This window comes from Rhodobacter maritimus (genome assembly GCF_058747975.1).
In genome coordinates this window covers 2,491,396-2,506,883 of the sequence record NZ_CM179095.1, presented here as the reverse complement: position 1 = coordinate 2,506,883, position 15,488 = coordinate 2,491,396, and the positions used below count along the sequence as shown (strand labels likewise).

Here is a 15,488-nt window from a genome sequence, read left to right as displayed (position 1 = left end):
CGGGCATTTGACAGGGAGGAAGATATGCAGTTTCTACATCAGCCTTCCGCGCTGATTGCGCGGATGCGTGCCTTGGCGTCGGCTCTTGGTCTTGCGGCGGTGGCTGGCCTGGCGGCCGGCCCGGCCGCGGCGCAGGATTCGATTGACATGGTCATCACCAACGAACTGGCAACCACCCATTGGACGACGGGCGTCATGGAGGATTTCGCCCGCCGGATCGAAGAGCGCACCGGCGGGCGCGTGACCCCGAAGGTTTTCCATGCTGGAAGCCTTTACAACGATCAGGATGCCATTGCCGCGCTTGGGACAGGGGCGGTGCATATGGTCTGGCCGGTCGCCGTGCGCCTTGAGACCATCGCGCCCGAAGCGGGCGTTCTCAGCCTTCCCTTTGCGATCGACGATACACTGATGGGCAAGGAGGGCGCCCCGGAGGCGGTTGGCGCCTATCTGTCGAAATATCTCGAACCGCTCGGGATCCGGGTAATGGGGGTGGCGCGCACCGCCGATCTGTTTTTCCTGACCCGCAAGGAACCGATTGCCGAGATGTCCGACCTTCAGGGCATGAAAATCCGTGCGACGGGCGGCCGCGTGCTGCTTGATCTGCTGGGCAAGTTCGGCGCGAGTTCGATCGCGATGCCCGCGCCCGAGATGGGGCCCGCCCTCGCGCAGGGCGCCATCGACGGGGCGCTCACCTCTGCCGGGGGTTGGGAGATGGTCGGAACCGATGTCGTGCCCTATGCCTCGCTGGTGCCGGGGCTCAACATGGTCACTTACGCGATCATGATCGACGACACCTGGCTGAAATCCCTGCCGGACGATCTGCGCGCCGCCATCGAGGAGACGACGGCCGAATTCGTGCGGAGCAACTGGCCGGATGCCAAGCGGCTGGATCAGGAAACGCTGGACGCCATCGTTGCACGGGGCGGAAAGCTTTCGAAGGTTGAGGGTGCCGAGCGTGAGGCCTTCGTCGAGGCCGCGCAAAGCATCAACGAGACCTGGAAGGAACAACATCCGAAGGCATGGGATGATTTCCAGGCCGCATTGGCACCCTTCAGATGAGCGCGTCCGGGATGAAACCCGAGGTGGGGGCGCAATACGCCCTCACCGTCATGGGATTGCGGCTGGACCCGGAGGAAAGCCGCTGGTTCTCGGCCGAGATGGTGCGCTCGGCCCAGGCGGTGAATCGGGCGGCGGATGCGGCCGGGCCGTTATTCGATATCCGCATGGCAAGCTTCGATGTGGCGCTGCGCGCAGGGGGAGAACCGGGATGAGCGACGTCCTGATGATGGGATTGCGCGAGGTGGCGGACTTGCTTCGGGCCAGCCGGATCGGCGCGCAGGAGCTGCTGGGCGAGGTGGTCGCGGCGATCGGGCGTCACGATCACATCTGCAACGCTGTCCTGGCGATCGAGACCGAGCGGGCCTTTGCAGAGGCCGCGGCGCTGGATCGGTTGCCCAAAGAGGCGCGCGGGCCTTTGCATGGCGTGCCGCTGGCCCACAAGGACATGTATTACCGTGCCGGAGAGGTGACGACCTGCGGCGCAGGGTTTCGACGCGACACCCGCATGGGCAGCACGGCCGAGCTTTTGCAGCGGCTGGATGCGGCGGGTGCGATCAGCTTTGCGCGGCTGAACATGGCGGAATATGCCATGGGGCCAACCGGGCATAACAGAAGCTTCGGGCGCTGCTGTAATCCCTTCGCGCCCGACCGGATCAGTGGCGGGTCTTCGTCCGGCTCGGGTGCGGCGGTGGCCGCGAGGTTCGCCTACGGCGCGCTTGGCTCCGATACGGGGGGATCGGTTCGCCTTCCGGCGGCATTGTGTGGGGTTGTCGGACTCAAGCCGACGCAGGGGCTCTTGTCTCTGGAAGGGGTCATGGGGCTGTCGGAAAGCTTGGATTGTCCGGGGCCGATGGCCCGCTCAAGCGGCGATATCGCGCGCCTCATGGATGTGATGTGCGGCACGGCGCATCACGAACGCGGCCTCGAGGCCGGGGTGCGTGGTCTGCGCATCGGCATTCCGCAAAGCTACTATGTCGAGGATCTCGCGTCCGAAGTGGCGGCATCCTTCGACGCGGCCATCGGGGTGTTGCGGGATCTGGGATGCGATATCCGCCAGGTAGACCTGCCCGATCATGGCCCCTATGCAGATCTGGCCGATGCGATCTGGAAGCCGGAGGCGGCCGCGCTGCATCTCAGGACATTGCAGACCGATCCCGAGCGACTGGCGCCGCAGGCCAGGGCGCGGTTGATGCAGGGACTTGCGACCTCGGCCGTGGACTATGTCCGGGCACACCAGTTGCGCAGCCTTGCCTTGCGCGCGATGCTGGATGGCCCGCTGCACGCGTGCGACATCATCCTGACCCCGGCCTTGCGCATTCCAGCGCCGTGTGCCGTCGACGTCGAAGAGGCAAACGGCGATGCGATGCGGCGGAACCTCGAGGCGATCACGGCCTTCACGCGGCCGCTGAACTTCCTGGGCCTTCCCGGGCTGGTTACGCCCTGCGGCTTGGACGAGGCGGGCGTGCCCATGGCGATTCAGATGATCGGTGCGCCGCGGCAGGAGGCCTTGTTGCTGCGGGCAGGGCACGCGTTCGAAAGCGCCGCGGGCTTCAACCGGATGCGGCCGCCGTTCCTGCAGTAGTTGCCCTCCGTCTCCCGCAACCAGGCAGCGGGGGACGGGTCACCCGGTAAAAAAGTTTCACGGTGCTTCCGAAGTGTCTTGACTCATTTGTCCGATTAATATCCTAATGTCCGTACAAATGGCGGAGTATCCGCCGCCCGCTGAAAGGAGACATGCGTGAAGAAAATCGGCGATCAAAGATATCGCGGTGAAATCGGGCGCTATTACGAGGATTTCGAGATTGGCGATGTCTACGAGCACCGCCCCGGCCGTACCATCACCGAGGCGGACAACATCAATTTTTCGCTCATGACGATGAACCTGCATCCGATGCATTGCGACAGCGCCTATGCCGCCAAGTCCGAATTTGGCAAGCCGCTGGTCAATAGCGGGCTGACGCTGGCCATCGTGCTTGGCATGACCGTGCCCGAAGTCAGTGGCAAGGCCATCGCCAATCTTGGCTGGAAGGACATCAGCCTTGTCGCCCCGGTATTTCCCGGCGACACCGTCTATGCGGAATCCGAGGTTCTGGAAAAGCGTGACTCCAAGTCGCGTCCAAATGCCGGGATCGTCACGGTGCGGACTACGGGGCGCAAGGCCTGCGGCACCGTCTTCATGCGCTTTGACCGCACGGCGCTGATCCAGAAGCGGGCGGGCAATATCGACGAGGCGGCAGGTTACTGATTGCCGCTTTCGGCCCGGCACGAGGATTGTGGCGGCTCGGAACGATCAAGATAACGAAACGGGAGGAGAAATGATGATCAACCAAGGTTTCCGGGCGCTGTGCGCGGCCGCGCTTCTGGGGGCCGCGTCTGCGGGCTTCGCGGCGGCCGACGAGCTGGTGTTGCCAAGCGAGGTTGCGGCCACGCATTGGAAGACCGACTACCAGAACGAATTCGCGCAGAAGGTCGGTGAACGCACCGGCGGTGCGATCGATGTGAAGGTGTTCCCCGCCGGTCAGCTTTACAATGAACAGGATGCGCTTGCCGCCCTTGGCACCGGGGCGGTTCACATGGTCTGGCCGGTTTCGGTTCGCCTTGAATCGATCGAACCGGCAACCGGTGTTCTCAACCTGCCCTTCGCACTCAGCGACGAGATGATGCTGAACAGCTGCTTCAACAAGGGGTTGACCCCGCTGATCTCGGGCTATGTCGATCCGCGCAACCTCAAGGTTCTGGGCTTCTTGCGCACAGCCGACCTTCTGTTCATCTTCAAGGACCGCGAGGTGGCGAAGATGGAGGATCTGGCGGGCACCAAGGTCCGCGTGACCGGCGGCCGGGTGTTCCAGGACACGATGAAGACCCTTCAGGTAAGCCCGGTCTCGATGGCCGCCTCCGAGATGAGCACGGCGATGTCCCAGGGGGCGATCGACGGCGTCTTCACCTCGCCGGCGGGCTGGGCCGAGATGATCGGCATCACCGGCAATCATGCCTGGTATGTGCCCGGCTTCTCGCTGTCGACCTATGCCGTGGTGGTCGACAAGGGCTGGTTCGAGGCGCTTCCGGCCGACCAGCAGGCCGCGATCAACGACACGATCGCCGAAATCGCTGACCGCCAGTGGAACGAGGCGAAAGCCGCCGACGAAAAGCTGATCGAGAAGATGAAGGCCGAAGGTGCGGTGGTTCATGTGGCCGAGGGGGCCGAGCTTCAGCGCTGGCGCGACATGGCTGCAGCCAATGCGGGTTCCTTCACCGAAGCGCATGGCGATGTCGTCAAGGCCCTTGCAGAACTGGAGGCCTCTTGTGGCCTCGGGGGATGAACGCACAAATGTGGAAGGGGTTGCCGGCAATATGCCGACGACCCGCCCAAATCTCTGGGTGCGTTTCGAGCGGTCGGTGCTTCTGACGGTGGCGACCTGCCTCGCGCTTCTGGCGACGACGATCATGATGTTCGAGGCGGCGGGCAGGGGGTTTTTCAACCACAGCTATTTCTGGGCCGAGGAATCGGTGCGCTACCTGATGGTCTGGGCGTTCTTCCTGACAATCGGCTGCGCGGGGCGCGCGGGCCACATGATCCGCACGGAAATGCTGGTCGATGCCCTGCCGCCCGCCCTTCGGCGGATCGCCAATGTGACGACCACCGTGCTGGGGATGCTGTTTGCGGGGATCCTGTTCTATGCCTCGGTGCCGCAGGTGCTGCGCTACTACACGATGGGCATGATGACGGAATCCACGCTCGACCTGCCGATGTGGCTGTTGTTCCTGGCAATGCCGATCGGCGCGGCCCTGATGGGGATCTATTACGCAGGTGCGTTCCTGACCGCGATCGGCGGGAAGGATCCCTATGCCCAGGCCGAAGCCGCACCAACGGATAGCGGCGCAATGAAAGGCCCAATGCTGTGATTATCGCTTTCGCACTTGTTCTGACGCTCCTGCTGCTTGGCATCGGGTCGCATGTCTCGATCGCACTGGGCCTTGTGACGGCGCTGCTGGTGCTGTCCATCGACGGGGTGCCGGCCACGGTCATCGCGCAGACGGCGTTCAAATCGGTGAACAGCTATCCGCTGATGGCCATTCCGATGTTCGTCCTGGCGGGCAACCTGATGATGAAGGGGCACATCGCCGAGCTGATGATCGACCTTGTCGGGGCCATCGTGCGCGCGGTGCGCGGCGGGCTGGCGCTGACCGTGCTGATCACCAGCGTCTTCTTTGCCGCCGTGTCGGGGTCTTCCGTGGGATCCGCCGCCGCGATCGGGGCCTCGACCGTCGAGGGGTTGCGGCGCGAGAAATACCCCGCCCGGTTTTCGGCCGCCATCGTCGCGGTGGGGGGCACGCTGGGGTTGATGATCCCGCCGTCGCTGGGGTTCATCCTGATCGGCTCCATCGTCGGGCTGCCCGTCGACAAGCTTTTCATGGCGGGCATCCTGCCGGGACTGATGGAGGCGGGTCTGTTGATCATTGGCGTGACCTTCATGGTCCGGCGCCACGGCTACGGCATGAAGGCGCAGCGCCCCGACTGGTCAGGTTTCGCGCATCGCCTGCCCAAGGCCTCGGCCGCGCTGGCGATGCCGGTTCTGGTGATCGGTTCGATCTACGCGGGCTTCCTGACCCCGACCGAGGTATCCGCCTTCGCGGCGGCCTATGCCGCGGTGCTGTGCCTTCTGGTCTATCGCTCGGTCAACCTGACGGGGTTCTGGCTGGTGGCGCGGGAATCGGTGCTTCAGACCACGATGATCTTCGCGGTCGTGATGGGCGGTTCCCTGGTCGGCTTCGTTCTTGCACGGATGGGGGTTTCGGCCCAGATGGTAGCGTTCATCCGCGACATGGACATGAGCCCGTGGATGTTCCTGATCGTGGTGAACGTGCTGCTTCTGATCCTGGGCATGTTCCTTGACGGCATCGCGCTGATCGTGCTGACCGCGCCCCTGCTGTTCCCCATGGCGATCGCGCTTGGCATCGACCCGATCCATTTCGCGGTGATCATGGTGGCCAATGTCGAGATCGCCACCCTTACCCCGCCGATCGGCCTTAATCTGTTCGTGATGAGCGGCATCGCCCGCATCCCGGTGCACGAGATCGCGCGCGGCGTGCTGCCCTTCTTCGCGATCCGCCTGACCGGGCTGATGCTGATCTCATACATACCTGAAATATCGCTTGCGCTCGTGCGCTGAGGAGGATGACATGACGCAGACCACCCCTTCGCCCATCTCGCAGACACTGGCGGCATTTGCCGGCGGGCTCGATCCGGCGGCGATCCCGGCCGAGGTGCGCGAAAGGGCGCGCTACCTGATCCTCGATGCGGTCGGGATCGCGCTTGCCTCCACGCAATACGACTTTTCGCACCGCACTCTTGCCGCGCTGCGCGAGTTCGGCGCGGGCCCCTCGCCGGTGATCGGATATGGCGCGCGCCTGCCGCTGCGCGATGCGGTCACGATGAACGGCTTTCTGGTGCATGGCCTCGATTATGACGACACGCATACCCGTGGTGTGATTCATGCCACGGCCAGCACCTTCCCCACCGCGCTTGGCATGGCGCTGGAGACCGGGGCAAGCGGCAAGGACATGGTGACGGCCTATATCGTGGGCATGGAGGTGGCGACGCGGCTTGGCTCGGTTGCGAAGGGCGGGTTCCACCAGACCGGCTTCCATCCCACCGGGCTGATCGGCATTTTTGCCACCGCGCTGATCGCGGGGCGGATGCGCGGGCTGACGCAGGATCAACTGGCCTCGGCGCAGGGGATTGCGCTGTCACTGGCCTCGGGCAGCCTTGAATTCCTGCAAGATGGCGCCTGGACCAAGCGCATCCATCCCGGTATCGCCGGCGCGCAGGGGATCACCGCCGCCGCGCTTGCCCGCAACGGCTTTGTCGGCCCGAAAGCCGCCTATGAAGGGCGCTTCGGTCTTTATGCAAGCCATTTGGGTCCGCTGGCCGAGAATTGCGACCTGTCGCTGGCCACCGAAGCGCTTGGCGATATCTGGGAGGTGTCGCAGGTGGCCGTGAAGCCGCTGCCCGCGTGCCATTTCACCCATGCCTGTGCCGATGCGGCCGTGATCCTGCGCGAAAAGCACGGGCTGAGCGCCGACATGATCGAAAGCGTCCGCGCCCTGATCCCGGCCGAGGTCGTCAAGACCGTCTGCGAACCCGTTGCCACCAAGCAGCGCCCGCAGAACAGCTATGACGCGCAGTTCTCGATCCCCTTCGCGGTTGCCTCGGGCCTGCATCTTGGCCGCTTCGGCCTGCGCGAGCTGGAGGCCGAGGCCCTTGCCGACCCAGAGACGCTGGGGCTGGCCGCGAAGGTCGCCTACGAGGTCGATCCGAATTCGGCCTTCCCGAAATACTACTCGGGCGAGGTGATCGTGCGCACGAAGGACGGGCGCGAACTGGCGCATCGTGAACAGATCAACCGCGGGGCCTCGGACCGGCCGCTGAGCGCGGACGACATCGTGAAGAAATACCGTGAAAACGCAGCCATGGCGCTGTCGCACAGCGCGCTTGACCGTATCGAAGAGGCGGTTCTGGGGCTGGACGACATCACCGACACGCCCGCTTTCGCGGCACTGCTTGCCGGCCGCTGAGGCCGCAGATCAAGGACAACAGACATGAGCCATACCGAAGAAGACCGCCGCGAGCAGGAAGCCATGATGCTCGACATGCTGGACCGCTTTCTTGAAGCCGAGGTGGTCCCGCATGTTCGCAAGCTGGAGCATGAGGATATCTATCCCGCCGAGATCGTCGAGAAGATGAAGGAGATGGGCCTGTTCGGCTGCATCATCTCGGAGGATTACGGCGGGCTGGGGCTGAGCACCTCAACCTATGCGAAGATCATCGCGCGGATCTCGCGCACCTGGATGTCGCTGTCGGGGATCGTCAATTCGCATCTCATCATGGCCTCGGCGGTGCAGCGCAACGGCACGCAGGCGCAGAAATCCGAGTTCCTGCCGAAATTCGCCACCGGAGAGCTGCGCGGCGGCATCGGGCTGACCGAGCCGGATGCGGGCACCGATCTTCAGGCGATCCGTACGGTCGCCAGGCGTGACGGCGAGGATTACGTCGTGAACGGCGCCAAGACCTGGATCACCAATTCGGGGCAGGGCAACTGCATCGCGCTTCTGGTGAAGACCGATCCCGCGGCCCAGCCCCGCCACAAGGGCATGAGCCTGCTGATCGCCGAGAAAGGGCCGGGCTTCAAGGTCACGCGCAAGCTGGAGAAGCTTGGCTATCGCGGCATCGATACCTGCGAGCTTCTTTTCGAGGATTATCGCGTGCCCGCGAACCGGCTGGTGGGCGGGGTCGAGGGCCGGGGCCTGCAACAAATCCTGTCGGGGCTGGAACTGGGCCGCATCAACGTGGCGGCCCGCGGCGTGGGCGTGGCGCAGGCCGCGCTTGACGAGGCCACCACCTACAGCCAGATCCGCAAGACCTTCGGCAAGCCGATCTGCGAACATCAGGCCATCCAGCTTTATCTGGGTGAGATGGCGACGCGGACCGAGGCCGCGCGGCTTCTGGTCGAGAATGCCGCCCGCGCCTATGACCGGGGCGAGCGTTGCGACATGGAGGCGGGCATGGCGAAATACTTCGCCACCGAGGCCGCGCTGACGAACGCCACCCAATGCATGCGCATCCACGGCGGCTATGGCTATTCCAAGGAATACAATGTCGAGCGCCTTTATCGTGACGCGCCGCTTCTAACGATCGGCGAGGGCACCAACGAATTGCAGCGCATCATCATCGCGCGCCAACAGATCGAGAGGAACAAGGTATGACGCTCCCTCTGGACGGGGTCCGCATCATTGCCATCGAGCAATATGGCGCGGGCCCGTTCGGCACCCAGCATCTGGCGGATCTGGGCGCCGAGGTCATCAAGATCGAGAACCCCGCCGAAGGGGGCGATGTCGGCCGCCTCGTGGGTCCGCATTTCTTCGAGCCGGGCGACAGCCACTTCTTCCAGTCGTTCAACCGCAACAAGAAGTCGATGACGCTTGATCTCAAAAGCCCCGAGGGAATGGAGATCCTGCGCGAACTGGCGGCGCAAAGCGATGCGGTGTTCAACAACCTGCGTGGCGATCTGCCCGAACGGCTGGGCCTGACCTACGCGGCGCTGAAGGATGTCAATCCCGCGATCGTCTGCACCCATCTTTCGGCCTACGGGCGCACGGGGCCGCGCAAGGCCTGGCCGGGCTATGACTATCTGGCGCAGGCCGAGGCGGGCTATCTGTCGCTGACCGGAGAGCCCGACGGCCCGCCCGCGCGCTTCGGGATTTCGATCATCGACATGATGACCGGCACGATGGCCGCGCTTGCCACGGTATCGGCCATTCTGGGCGCGCGCGCGACGGGGCAGGGGCGCGATGTCGACACCAACCTCTTCGAGGTGGCGCTGCACAACCTGACCTATCTGGGCACCTGGTATCTCAATGACGGGGTCGAGACCGATCGCAAGCCGCGCTCGTCGCACCCCTCGCTCACGCCCAGCCAGCTTTACCGCACCGGCGACGGCTGGATCTTCATCATGTGCAACAAGGAAAAGTTCTGGGGCGTGCTGGCCAATGCGATCGGCAAGCCCGAATGGGCCGACGACCCACGCTACCATAACTTTGCCGCACGGCTGGAAAACCGCGACACGCTGACCGAAGAGCTTGATGCCGTTCTGTCGACGCGCAGCACGGCGGAATGGATGGAAGCCCTTGGCGGCAAGGTGCCCGCCTCTCCGGTCTACGATGTTGCGCAAGCGCTCGACAATCCGTATGTCCGCGGGCAAGAGTTCATTGTCGATGTCCCTCATCCCGTGCGGGGAACGATCCAGACGCTGGCCTGTCCGATCCGCTGTCCGGGCGAAACCCTGCCGGCGCGGCCCGCGCCGCGTCTGGGCGCGCATACCGAGGAGGTGCTGCGCCGGATACGGGACGATGACGAGTGGATCGGGGAGTTGTCCAAACGCAGGATCGTATGAGTATGCCGCCCACCGCCAAAGCCAGCCTCGCCACGGGTCAGCCACGCTATTTCGTCGTGGCCCAGGCGATCATGCATGACATCCAGTCCGGCCGCTATCCGGTGGGCACGCTGCTGCCCACCGAGGCCGAGTTCTGCAAGCAGTTCGGCGTCAGCCGCCACACCGTGCGCGAGGCGATCCGGCGGCTTGCGGCGCTGGGACTGGTGGCGGCGAAGGCGGGGGTAGGCACGCATGTCAAGGCGGCGCGCCCGGTCAGCCATTATGTCCAGTCCGCCGAGGGCATCTCGGACCTGTTCCAGTATGTGCGCGATGTGACGCTGACGCTGACGGACAGCGAAGACGTGGTGGCCGATGACGACCTGGCCGGGATGATCGGCTGCAATCCCGGCCAGAAGTGGTTTCGCATGCGCGGTGAGCGCCATGTCGCAGGCGAATCCGAACCGATCGCGCTAAGCGACATTTATGTCGCGGCTCCCTATCGTTCGGCGGTCGAACATGTAAACGAACCCGATGAGCCGATCTATGCCCTGATCGAGCGCCGGTTCGGCCTGCAGCTGACCGAGGTCCGCCAGGAAATTTCGGCTGTGGCGGTGGATCCGGCCGTGGCGCGGCGTCTTGGCATGGAAGCGGGTGAGCCGGGCCTGCGCGTCGTGCGTAAATACTATTCCAGCCGTAACGAGCTTTTCGAACTTGCCGTCAACCTGCATCCCGGTTCGCGGTTCAGCCATGTCAGCACGCTGCGCCTCAAAGCCGAAAACGGACCCGGGAATTGATAAAGAACCTTGCACCGCTGATCGTGACCCTTGCCATTCAGGCCCTGGTCTCGATGGCATCGCTGACCATCCCCGTGATCGCGCCCGAGGCGGCGGCGGCAACCGGGCATCCGGCAAGCCTGGCCGGGGTCTTCATCGGCATCGTCTATGCGGGGGCGATGACCTCGTCGCTGGTCAGCGGCGACCTGATCGAGCGTTTCGGCCCGATCCGGGTCAGTCAGGTCTGCCTGCTGCTTTGTGCAGCGGGGCTGGGCATGACGGTGCTTGGCGGGCTTTGGCAGATCGCGCTCGGCGCGCTTTTGCTGGGGTTCGGCTACGGTCCGGTCACGCCGGCCAGCTCTTACATCCTGATCCGCACCACCCCGCCGCATCGCATGGGGCTGACATTCTCGCTCAAGCAGACTGGCGTGCCGCTGGGGGGCGCGATGGCGGGGATCCTCGTGCCCATGGCGGTGGCGGTCTCGCATTGGGAGGTGGCGGTGCTGATGGTTGCGGGGATGTGCCTTCTGATGGCCGTGCTGAGCGAGCCCTTGCGCGGCGCGCTGGATGCCGGGCGCAACGGCCATGCGCGCATGGCCGGGATCGCCGGGGTGCTGTCGCCGCTCAGGCTGATCTTTGCGCATCCTGCGCTGCGCGACATCGCGCTTTGCTCGTTCTTCTTCGCCTCGGTGCAGCTGTGCCTGACGACCTATCTCGTGTTGTGGCTGACGCAAAGCTACGGGCTCGACCTGCTGGCCGCCGGCCTGATGATGGCTTTCGCGCAGGGCGGCGGCGTGGCGGGGCGCCTGCTCTGGGGCTGGCTGGCCGACCGCTTCGTGGCCCCGCGCATCATGCTGGCAAGCCTTGGGGTGACGATCGGCATCTGCGCGCTTCTGTTCGCGCTGATCGGGCCGGGCTGGCCGCTGCTGGTCGTGGGGCTGGTGGCGCTGACGGCCGGGGCCACGGCCATCGGTTGGAACGGCGTCTACCTGGCCGAGGTTGCGCGCCTTGCCCCGCCCGGACAGGCCGGGAAGGTGACCGGCGGGACGCTGTTCTTCACCTATTTCGGCGTCGTGACCGGGCCGCCCTGCTTTGCCGCGACCCTGACAGCCAGCGGCGGCTTTTCCGCCTCGTTCCTGGCGATCGGGATCGTGATCCTCGCGGTCGGCGCGTTTCTGGGGCTGACCCGTCCGCGCATGGCCGAACTGTGACCTGCAAGGAGCCCGCGATGTTCAGATCCTGCCTTTTCACCCCCGCCGACCGCCCCGAGCGTTTCGCCAAGGCCCTGGCCACGGGGGCCGATCTGGTCGTGCTTGACCTTGAGGATGCGGTGCAGCCCGATGCCAAGGACGCCGCGCGCGAGCAGATTCGCGCTTTCCTGCGCAACGGCGGCAGGGCCGGGGTGCGGGTGAACGGCGTGAGCACGCCCTGGCACGAAAAGGATCTGTCGCTGCTGCAAGAGCCGGGTCTTTGCGCGCTCATGCTGCCCAAGGCGGAAGAGGCCGCCGATCTGGCGCGGCTGGCCGCAGTCCTGCCCGCGGGCTGCGCGCTTATCGCGCTGGTCGAAAGCGCGCTTGGCGTGTGGAACGCGCGCGATCTGGCCGCCGTTCCGGGGGTGACGCAGATTGCCTTCGGGTCGGTCGATTTCCAGCTTGATGCCGGCATTCCCGATTCAGAGGATGATTACGACGCGCTGCTGCATGCCCGCGCGCGCCTTGTGCTGGCCTCGGCCGTCGCGGGGATCGCGGCGCCGATGGACGGGGTCACCGTCGCGCTGGACGATGCCGCGATCCTGCGCCGTGACGTGGCCCGCGCACGGGGCCTTGGCTTCGGGGGCAAGCTGTGCATCCATCCGCGCCAGATCGGCCCCGTGCACGAGGGCTTCGCCGCCTCCGAAGCCGAGATCGCGCAGGCCCGCGCGATTGTCGCCGCGGCCGATGCGGCGGGCGCCAATGGCGCGATCCGCCTGCATGGCAAGCTGATCGACCGCCCCGTGGCCGAACGCGCCCGCCGCCTTGTGGAGACGATCACGCCATGAGCCTTCCTGAGCTGCGCCCCGCCCTGATCGCCGACGAATTCGACCTGATTGCCGCCACCCTTCCCGTTGCGGGCGCGCGCCTGCTGGATCTGGGATGCGGCGATGGCGCGATGTCGCGCCGGCTGGCAAAGGCCGGGGCGCGCGTGACCGGGGTCGAGGTCGATCCCGCCGATGTCGCACGCGCAACCGCGCTGACGCCGGGCGATGTTCCGGCAGATTTCATCTCGGGCCGTGCCGAGGCGCTGCCCTTTGGGGATGGTAGCTTCGATGCGGCCCTGATGCTGAAATCGCTGCATCATGTGCCGCAGGCTTCCATGTCAACGGCCCTGCAGGAGGTTGCGCGCGTGCTGCGCCCCGAGGGGCTGCTTTATGTCTGCGAACCTGTCTTCGCGGGGCCGCTGAACGAGATCATGCGCCTTTTCCACGACGAGCAGGCCGAACGCGCCGCGGCGCTTGCCGCGCTGCATGCCTCGGTAGCCGGGGGGCCGTTCGATCTGGTTGATGAGCGGCTTTTCCTGGCCCCGGTCAGCTTTGCCGATTTCGACGATTTCGATCGGCGCATGATGCATCTGCCGACCTTGCCACGCCCCGTCTCGCCGGAGATCCGTCCCCGCGTCCGCGCAGCATGGGACCGGCTTGCCGTGCCGCTGGAAGGACACTTTGCGCGGCCGATGCGGGTAACGCTATTGCGCCGCGCGGCCATGTGACGCAAGGTCACCTCCGGCGTGGAAATGCCTGATATCAGGGCAAAGCAATGCCGCACCGGCCTTTGGCCCCGCCAACTGCGCCGGATCGCCGGAAATGTGCTTGTCTTCTCTTTCCCAGCCACTAACCTGCGGGCCACAGAGGAGGAAAAATCATGCTTTTCCGTGCGATCGACGGGCTCAATGAGCTTGTCGGGAGGATCATTTCCGTGGTCGCGGTCATCTTCGCGGCGATCATCATATACGATGTCATCATGCGCTATGTGCTGAATGCGCCGACCCGTTGGGCCTTTGACGTGACCAAGCAGCTTTTCGGTTTCTATTTCGTGATGCTGGGGGGCTATGCGCTGCGCCATCAGTCGCATGTGCGCGTGGACCTCGTGACCGCGGCCTTGCAGCACAATGTGCGCCGCTGGGTCGAGGCGGCAGGCTATGTGATCTTCTTTTTCCCTTTCGCATGGGTCTTCATGACCCGCTCGTATGAATTCGCCATGCGCTCCTATGCGCAGGCCGAGACGACCTATGGGTCGGTCCAGCTTCCGGTTTATCCGTTAAAGATGGCGATGGCCGTGGCGGCGGCACTGCTGCTGTTGCAGGGGATCTCCGAGTTTCTGAAGCTTGTGTTCAATCGCCAGGAGGATGTCCGTGTCGCCTGAGTTAATCGCACTGTCCATGTTCGGCCTGCTGCTTCTGGGGCTGTTCATGGGCCATCCTCTGGCCTTCGTTCTGGGCGGCGCCGCCGTGGCGGGCACGCTGCTTGCCGGCAAGCCGATGTTGCTTGGCATCGTGATTAACCGGATTTTCGGCGATGTGCTGGACAACTACACGCTGATCGCGATCCCGCTCTTCGTGCTGATGGCTCGCTTCCTGTCCGACAGTGGCGTGACCGACAAGATGTTCGAATCCCTTCGGCTGCTGATGTCGAATGTGCGCGGCGGCCTTGCGCTGGCGGTGGTGTTCATCTCGATCCTGCTGGCGGCGACGACGGGGATCATCGGTGCCTCGATCACAGTGATGGGGGTGATGGCGCTGCGCCCGATGCTGCAATACGGCTACAGCCCGACGCTGACCACCGGGGTGATCGCGGCCTCGGGCTGCCTTGGCATCCTGATCCCGCCGTCGATCATGCTGATCCTCATGGCTAGCTATTCGCCGTTGTCGGTGGGCGAGCTGTTTGCCGGTGCGATGGTGCCGGGCGTCCTTCTGGGGCTGCTTTACGCGGTTTGGGTTGTGATCGTCGCGGTGTTCCGCCCCGACATGGCCCCCGCGGTCGAGCCCGATGAAAAGATCGCGCGTCCCGCGCTTCTGCGCATGCTGGCAATCGAGGCGGTGCCGCCCCTCGTGCTGATCCTGGGGATCCTTGGCTCGCTTCTGGCCGGGATCGCCACCGCGACCGAGGCCTCGGCGATCGGGGCGGCGCTTGCGCTGGTGATCGTGATCCTGCGCGGAAAGTTCAACTGGTCGAGCTTTTACGGCGCGATGCTGGAGACGGGGCGCACCTCGGCGATGATCCTGTTCATCGTGGTGGGGGCCACCGCCTTCACGGGGGTGTTCAACATCACCGGCGGCCTGCGCGCCACGCAAGAGATCATCCGCAACCTCGACATGGCGCCGTGGCTGCTGATCACCATGATGATGTTCATCGTCTTCATCTTGGGGGCGTTCCTGGACTGGACGGGCATCGTGCTTCTGTCCTTCCCGATCTTCCTGCCCATCGTGCAGGAACTGAACATCGACCTTCTGTGGTTCGTGGTGCTGATGTCGGTGGTGTTGCAGACTTCGTTCCTGACCCCGCCATTCGGATACGCGCTGTTCTACCTGCGCGCCATCGCGCCAAGCACGGTCAAGACGTCCCAGATCATCGTGGGCGTGCTGCCCTTCATCGGGCTGATCATCCTGATGTGTCTTGCCGTTGCACTGCTGCCGGGCCTTGTGACCTGGCTGCCGCACACGCTTTACAAGAGTTAAACAAGGAGGAGTGGAG

General features: G+C 64.8%; 16 protein-coding genes. All 16 read left to right on the top strand.

Annotation, left to right across the window (positions count from 1 at the left end):
- Positions 1 to 24 precede the first annotated feature (24 nt).
- A complete protein-coding gene (dctP, locus tag AC4PTO_RS12710) occupies positions 25 to 1,059 on the top strand; it encodes a TRAP transporter substrate-binding protein DctP (protein WP_492729009.1) in 1,035 nt (344 codons plus the stop codon).
- Positions 1,056 to 1,271, top strand: coding sequence for a hypothetical protein (locus AC4PTO_RS12705; protein ID WP_492729007.1), 216 nt, complete (start codon positions 1,056 to 1,058; stop codon positions 1,269 to 1,271). The genes dctP (AC4PTO_RS12710) and AC4PTO_RS12705 overlap by 4 nt, the downstream gene beginning before the upstream one ends.
- Positions 1,268 to 2,641 (top strand): amidase, encoded by a 1,374-nt coding sequence (locus tag AC4PTO_RS12700; protein ID WP_492729005.1) that lies wholly within the window; start codon positions 1,268 to 1,270, stop codon positions 2,639 to 2,641. Before AC4PTO_RS12705 ends, AC4PTO_RS12700 begins: the two co-directional genes overlap by 4 nt.
- Before the next feature lie 156 nt (positions 2,642 to 2,797).
- On the top strand, positions 2,798 to 3,304 hold the full coding sequence (locus tag AC4PTO_RS12695; RefSeq protein ID WP_492729003.1) for a MaoC family dehydratase: 507 nt from the start codon (positions 2,798 to 2,800) through the stop codon (positions 3,302 to 3,304).
- Positions 3,305 to 3,374: 70 nt separating this feature from the next.
- Complete coding sequence (gene dctP / locus AC4PTO_RS12690) at positions 3,375 to 4,379, top strand: TRAP transporter substrate-binding protein DctP (RefSeq protein WP_492729001.1); 1,005 nt, start codon at positions 3,375 to 3,377, stop codon at positions 4,377 to 4,379.
- A 31-nt stretch (positions 4,380 to 4,410) separates the two neighbouring features.
- Positions 4,411 to 4,962, top strand: coding sequence for a TRAP transporter small permease (locus AC4PTO_RS12685; RefSeq protein WP_492729000.1), 552 nt, complete (start codon positions 4,411 to 4,413; stop codon positions 4,960 to 4,962).
- Complete coding sequence (locus tag AC4PTO_RS12680) at positions 4,959 to 6,230, top strand: TRAP transporter large permease (RefSeq protein ID WP_492728998.1); 1,272 nt, start codon at positions 4,959 to 4,961, stop codon at positions 6,228 to 6,230. Before AC4PTO_RS12685 ends, AC4PTO_RS12680 begins: the two co-directional genes overlap by 4 nt.
- A 10-nt stretch (positions 6,231 to 6,240) precedes the next feature.
- Entirely contained in the window at positions 6,241 to 7,635 is a 1,395-nt protein-coding gene (locus AC4PTO_RS12675) for an MmgE/PrpD family protein (RefSeq protein ID WP_492728996.1), read from the top strand.
- Between the two features lie 24 nt (positions 7,636 to 7,659).
- Positions 7,660 to 8,823 (top strand): acyl-CoA dehydrogenase family protein, encoded by a 1,164-nt coding sequence (locus tag AC4PTO_RS12670; protein WP_492728994.1) that lies wholly within the window; start codon positions 7,660 to 7,662, stop codon positions 8,821 to 8,823.
- Entirely contained in the window at positions 8,820 to 10,010 is a 1,191-nt protein-coding gene (locus AC4PTO_RS12665; RefSeq protein ID WP_492728993.1) for a CaiB/BaiF CoA transferase family protein, read from the top strand. Before AC4PTO_RS12670 ends, AC4PTO_RS12665 begins: the two co-directional genes overlap by 4 nt.
- Positions 10,007 to 10,783, top strand: coding sequence for a GntR family transcriptional regulator (locus AC4PTO_RS12660; RefSeq protein WP_492728991.1), 777 nt, complete (start codon positions 10,007 to 10,009; stop codon positions 10,781 to 10,783). The genes AC4PTO_RS12665 and AC4PTO_RS12660 overlap by 4 nt, the downstream gene beginning before the upstream one ends.
- Complete coding sequence (locus tag AC4PTO_RS12655; protein ID WP_492728989.1) at positions 10,780 to 11,973, top strand: MFS transporter; 1,194 nt, start codon at positions 10,780 to 10,782, stop codon at positions 11,971 to 11,973. Before AC4PTO_RS12660 ends, AC4PTO_RS12655 begins: the two co-directional genes overlap by 4 nt.
- A gap of 17 nt (positions 11,974 to 11,990) precedes the next feature.
- The gene (locus tag AC4PTO_RS12650; protein ID WP_492728987.1) at positions 11,991 to 12,800 is read left to right on the top strand and encodes an HpcH/HpaI aldolase/citrate lyase family protein; all 810 of its coding nucleotides are present in this window, start codon (positions 11,991 to 11,993) and stop codon (positions 12,798 to 12,800) included.
- Positions 12,797 to 13,507: a class I SAM-dependent methyltransferase gene (locus AC4PTO_RS12645; RefSeq protein WP_492728985.1), complete on the top strand. Its 711-nt coding sequence runs from the start codon at positions 12,797 to 12,799 to the stop codon at positions 13,505 to 13,507. The genes AC4PTO_RS12650 and AC4PTO_RS12645 overlap by 4 nt, the downstream gene beginning before the upstream one ends.
- 152 nt (positions 13,508 to 13,659) lie before the next feature.
- A complete protein-coding gene (locus AC4PTO_RS12640; RefSeq protein ID WP_492728983.1) occupies positions 13,660 to 14,160 on the top strand; it encodes a TRAP transporter small permease subunit in 501 nt (166 codons plus the stop codon).
- On the top strand, positions 14,150 to 15,472 hold the full coding sequence (locus AC4PTO_RS12635; RefSeq protein WP_492728982.1) for a TRAP transporter large permease: 1,323 nt from the start codon (positions 14,150 to 14,152) through the stop codon (positions 15,470 to 15,472). The genes AC4PTO_RS12640 and AC4PTO_RS12635 overlap by 11 nt, the downstream gene beginning before the upstream one ends.
- Positions 15,473 to 15,488 lie beyond the last annotated feature (16 nt).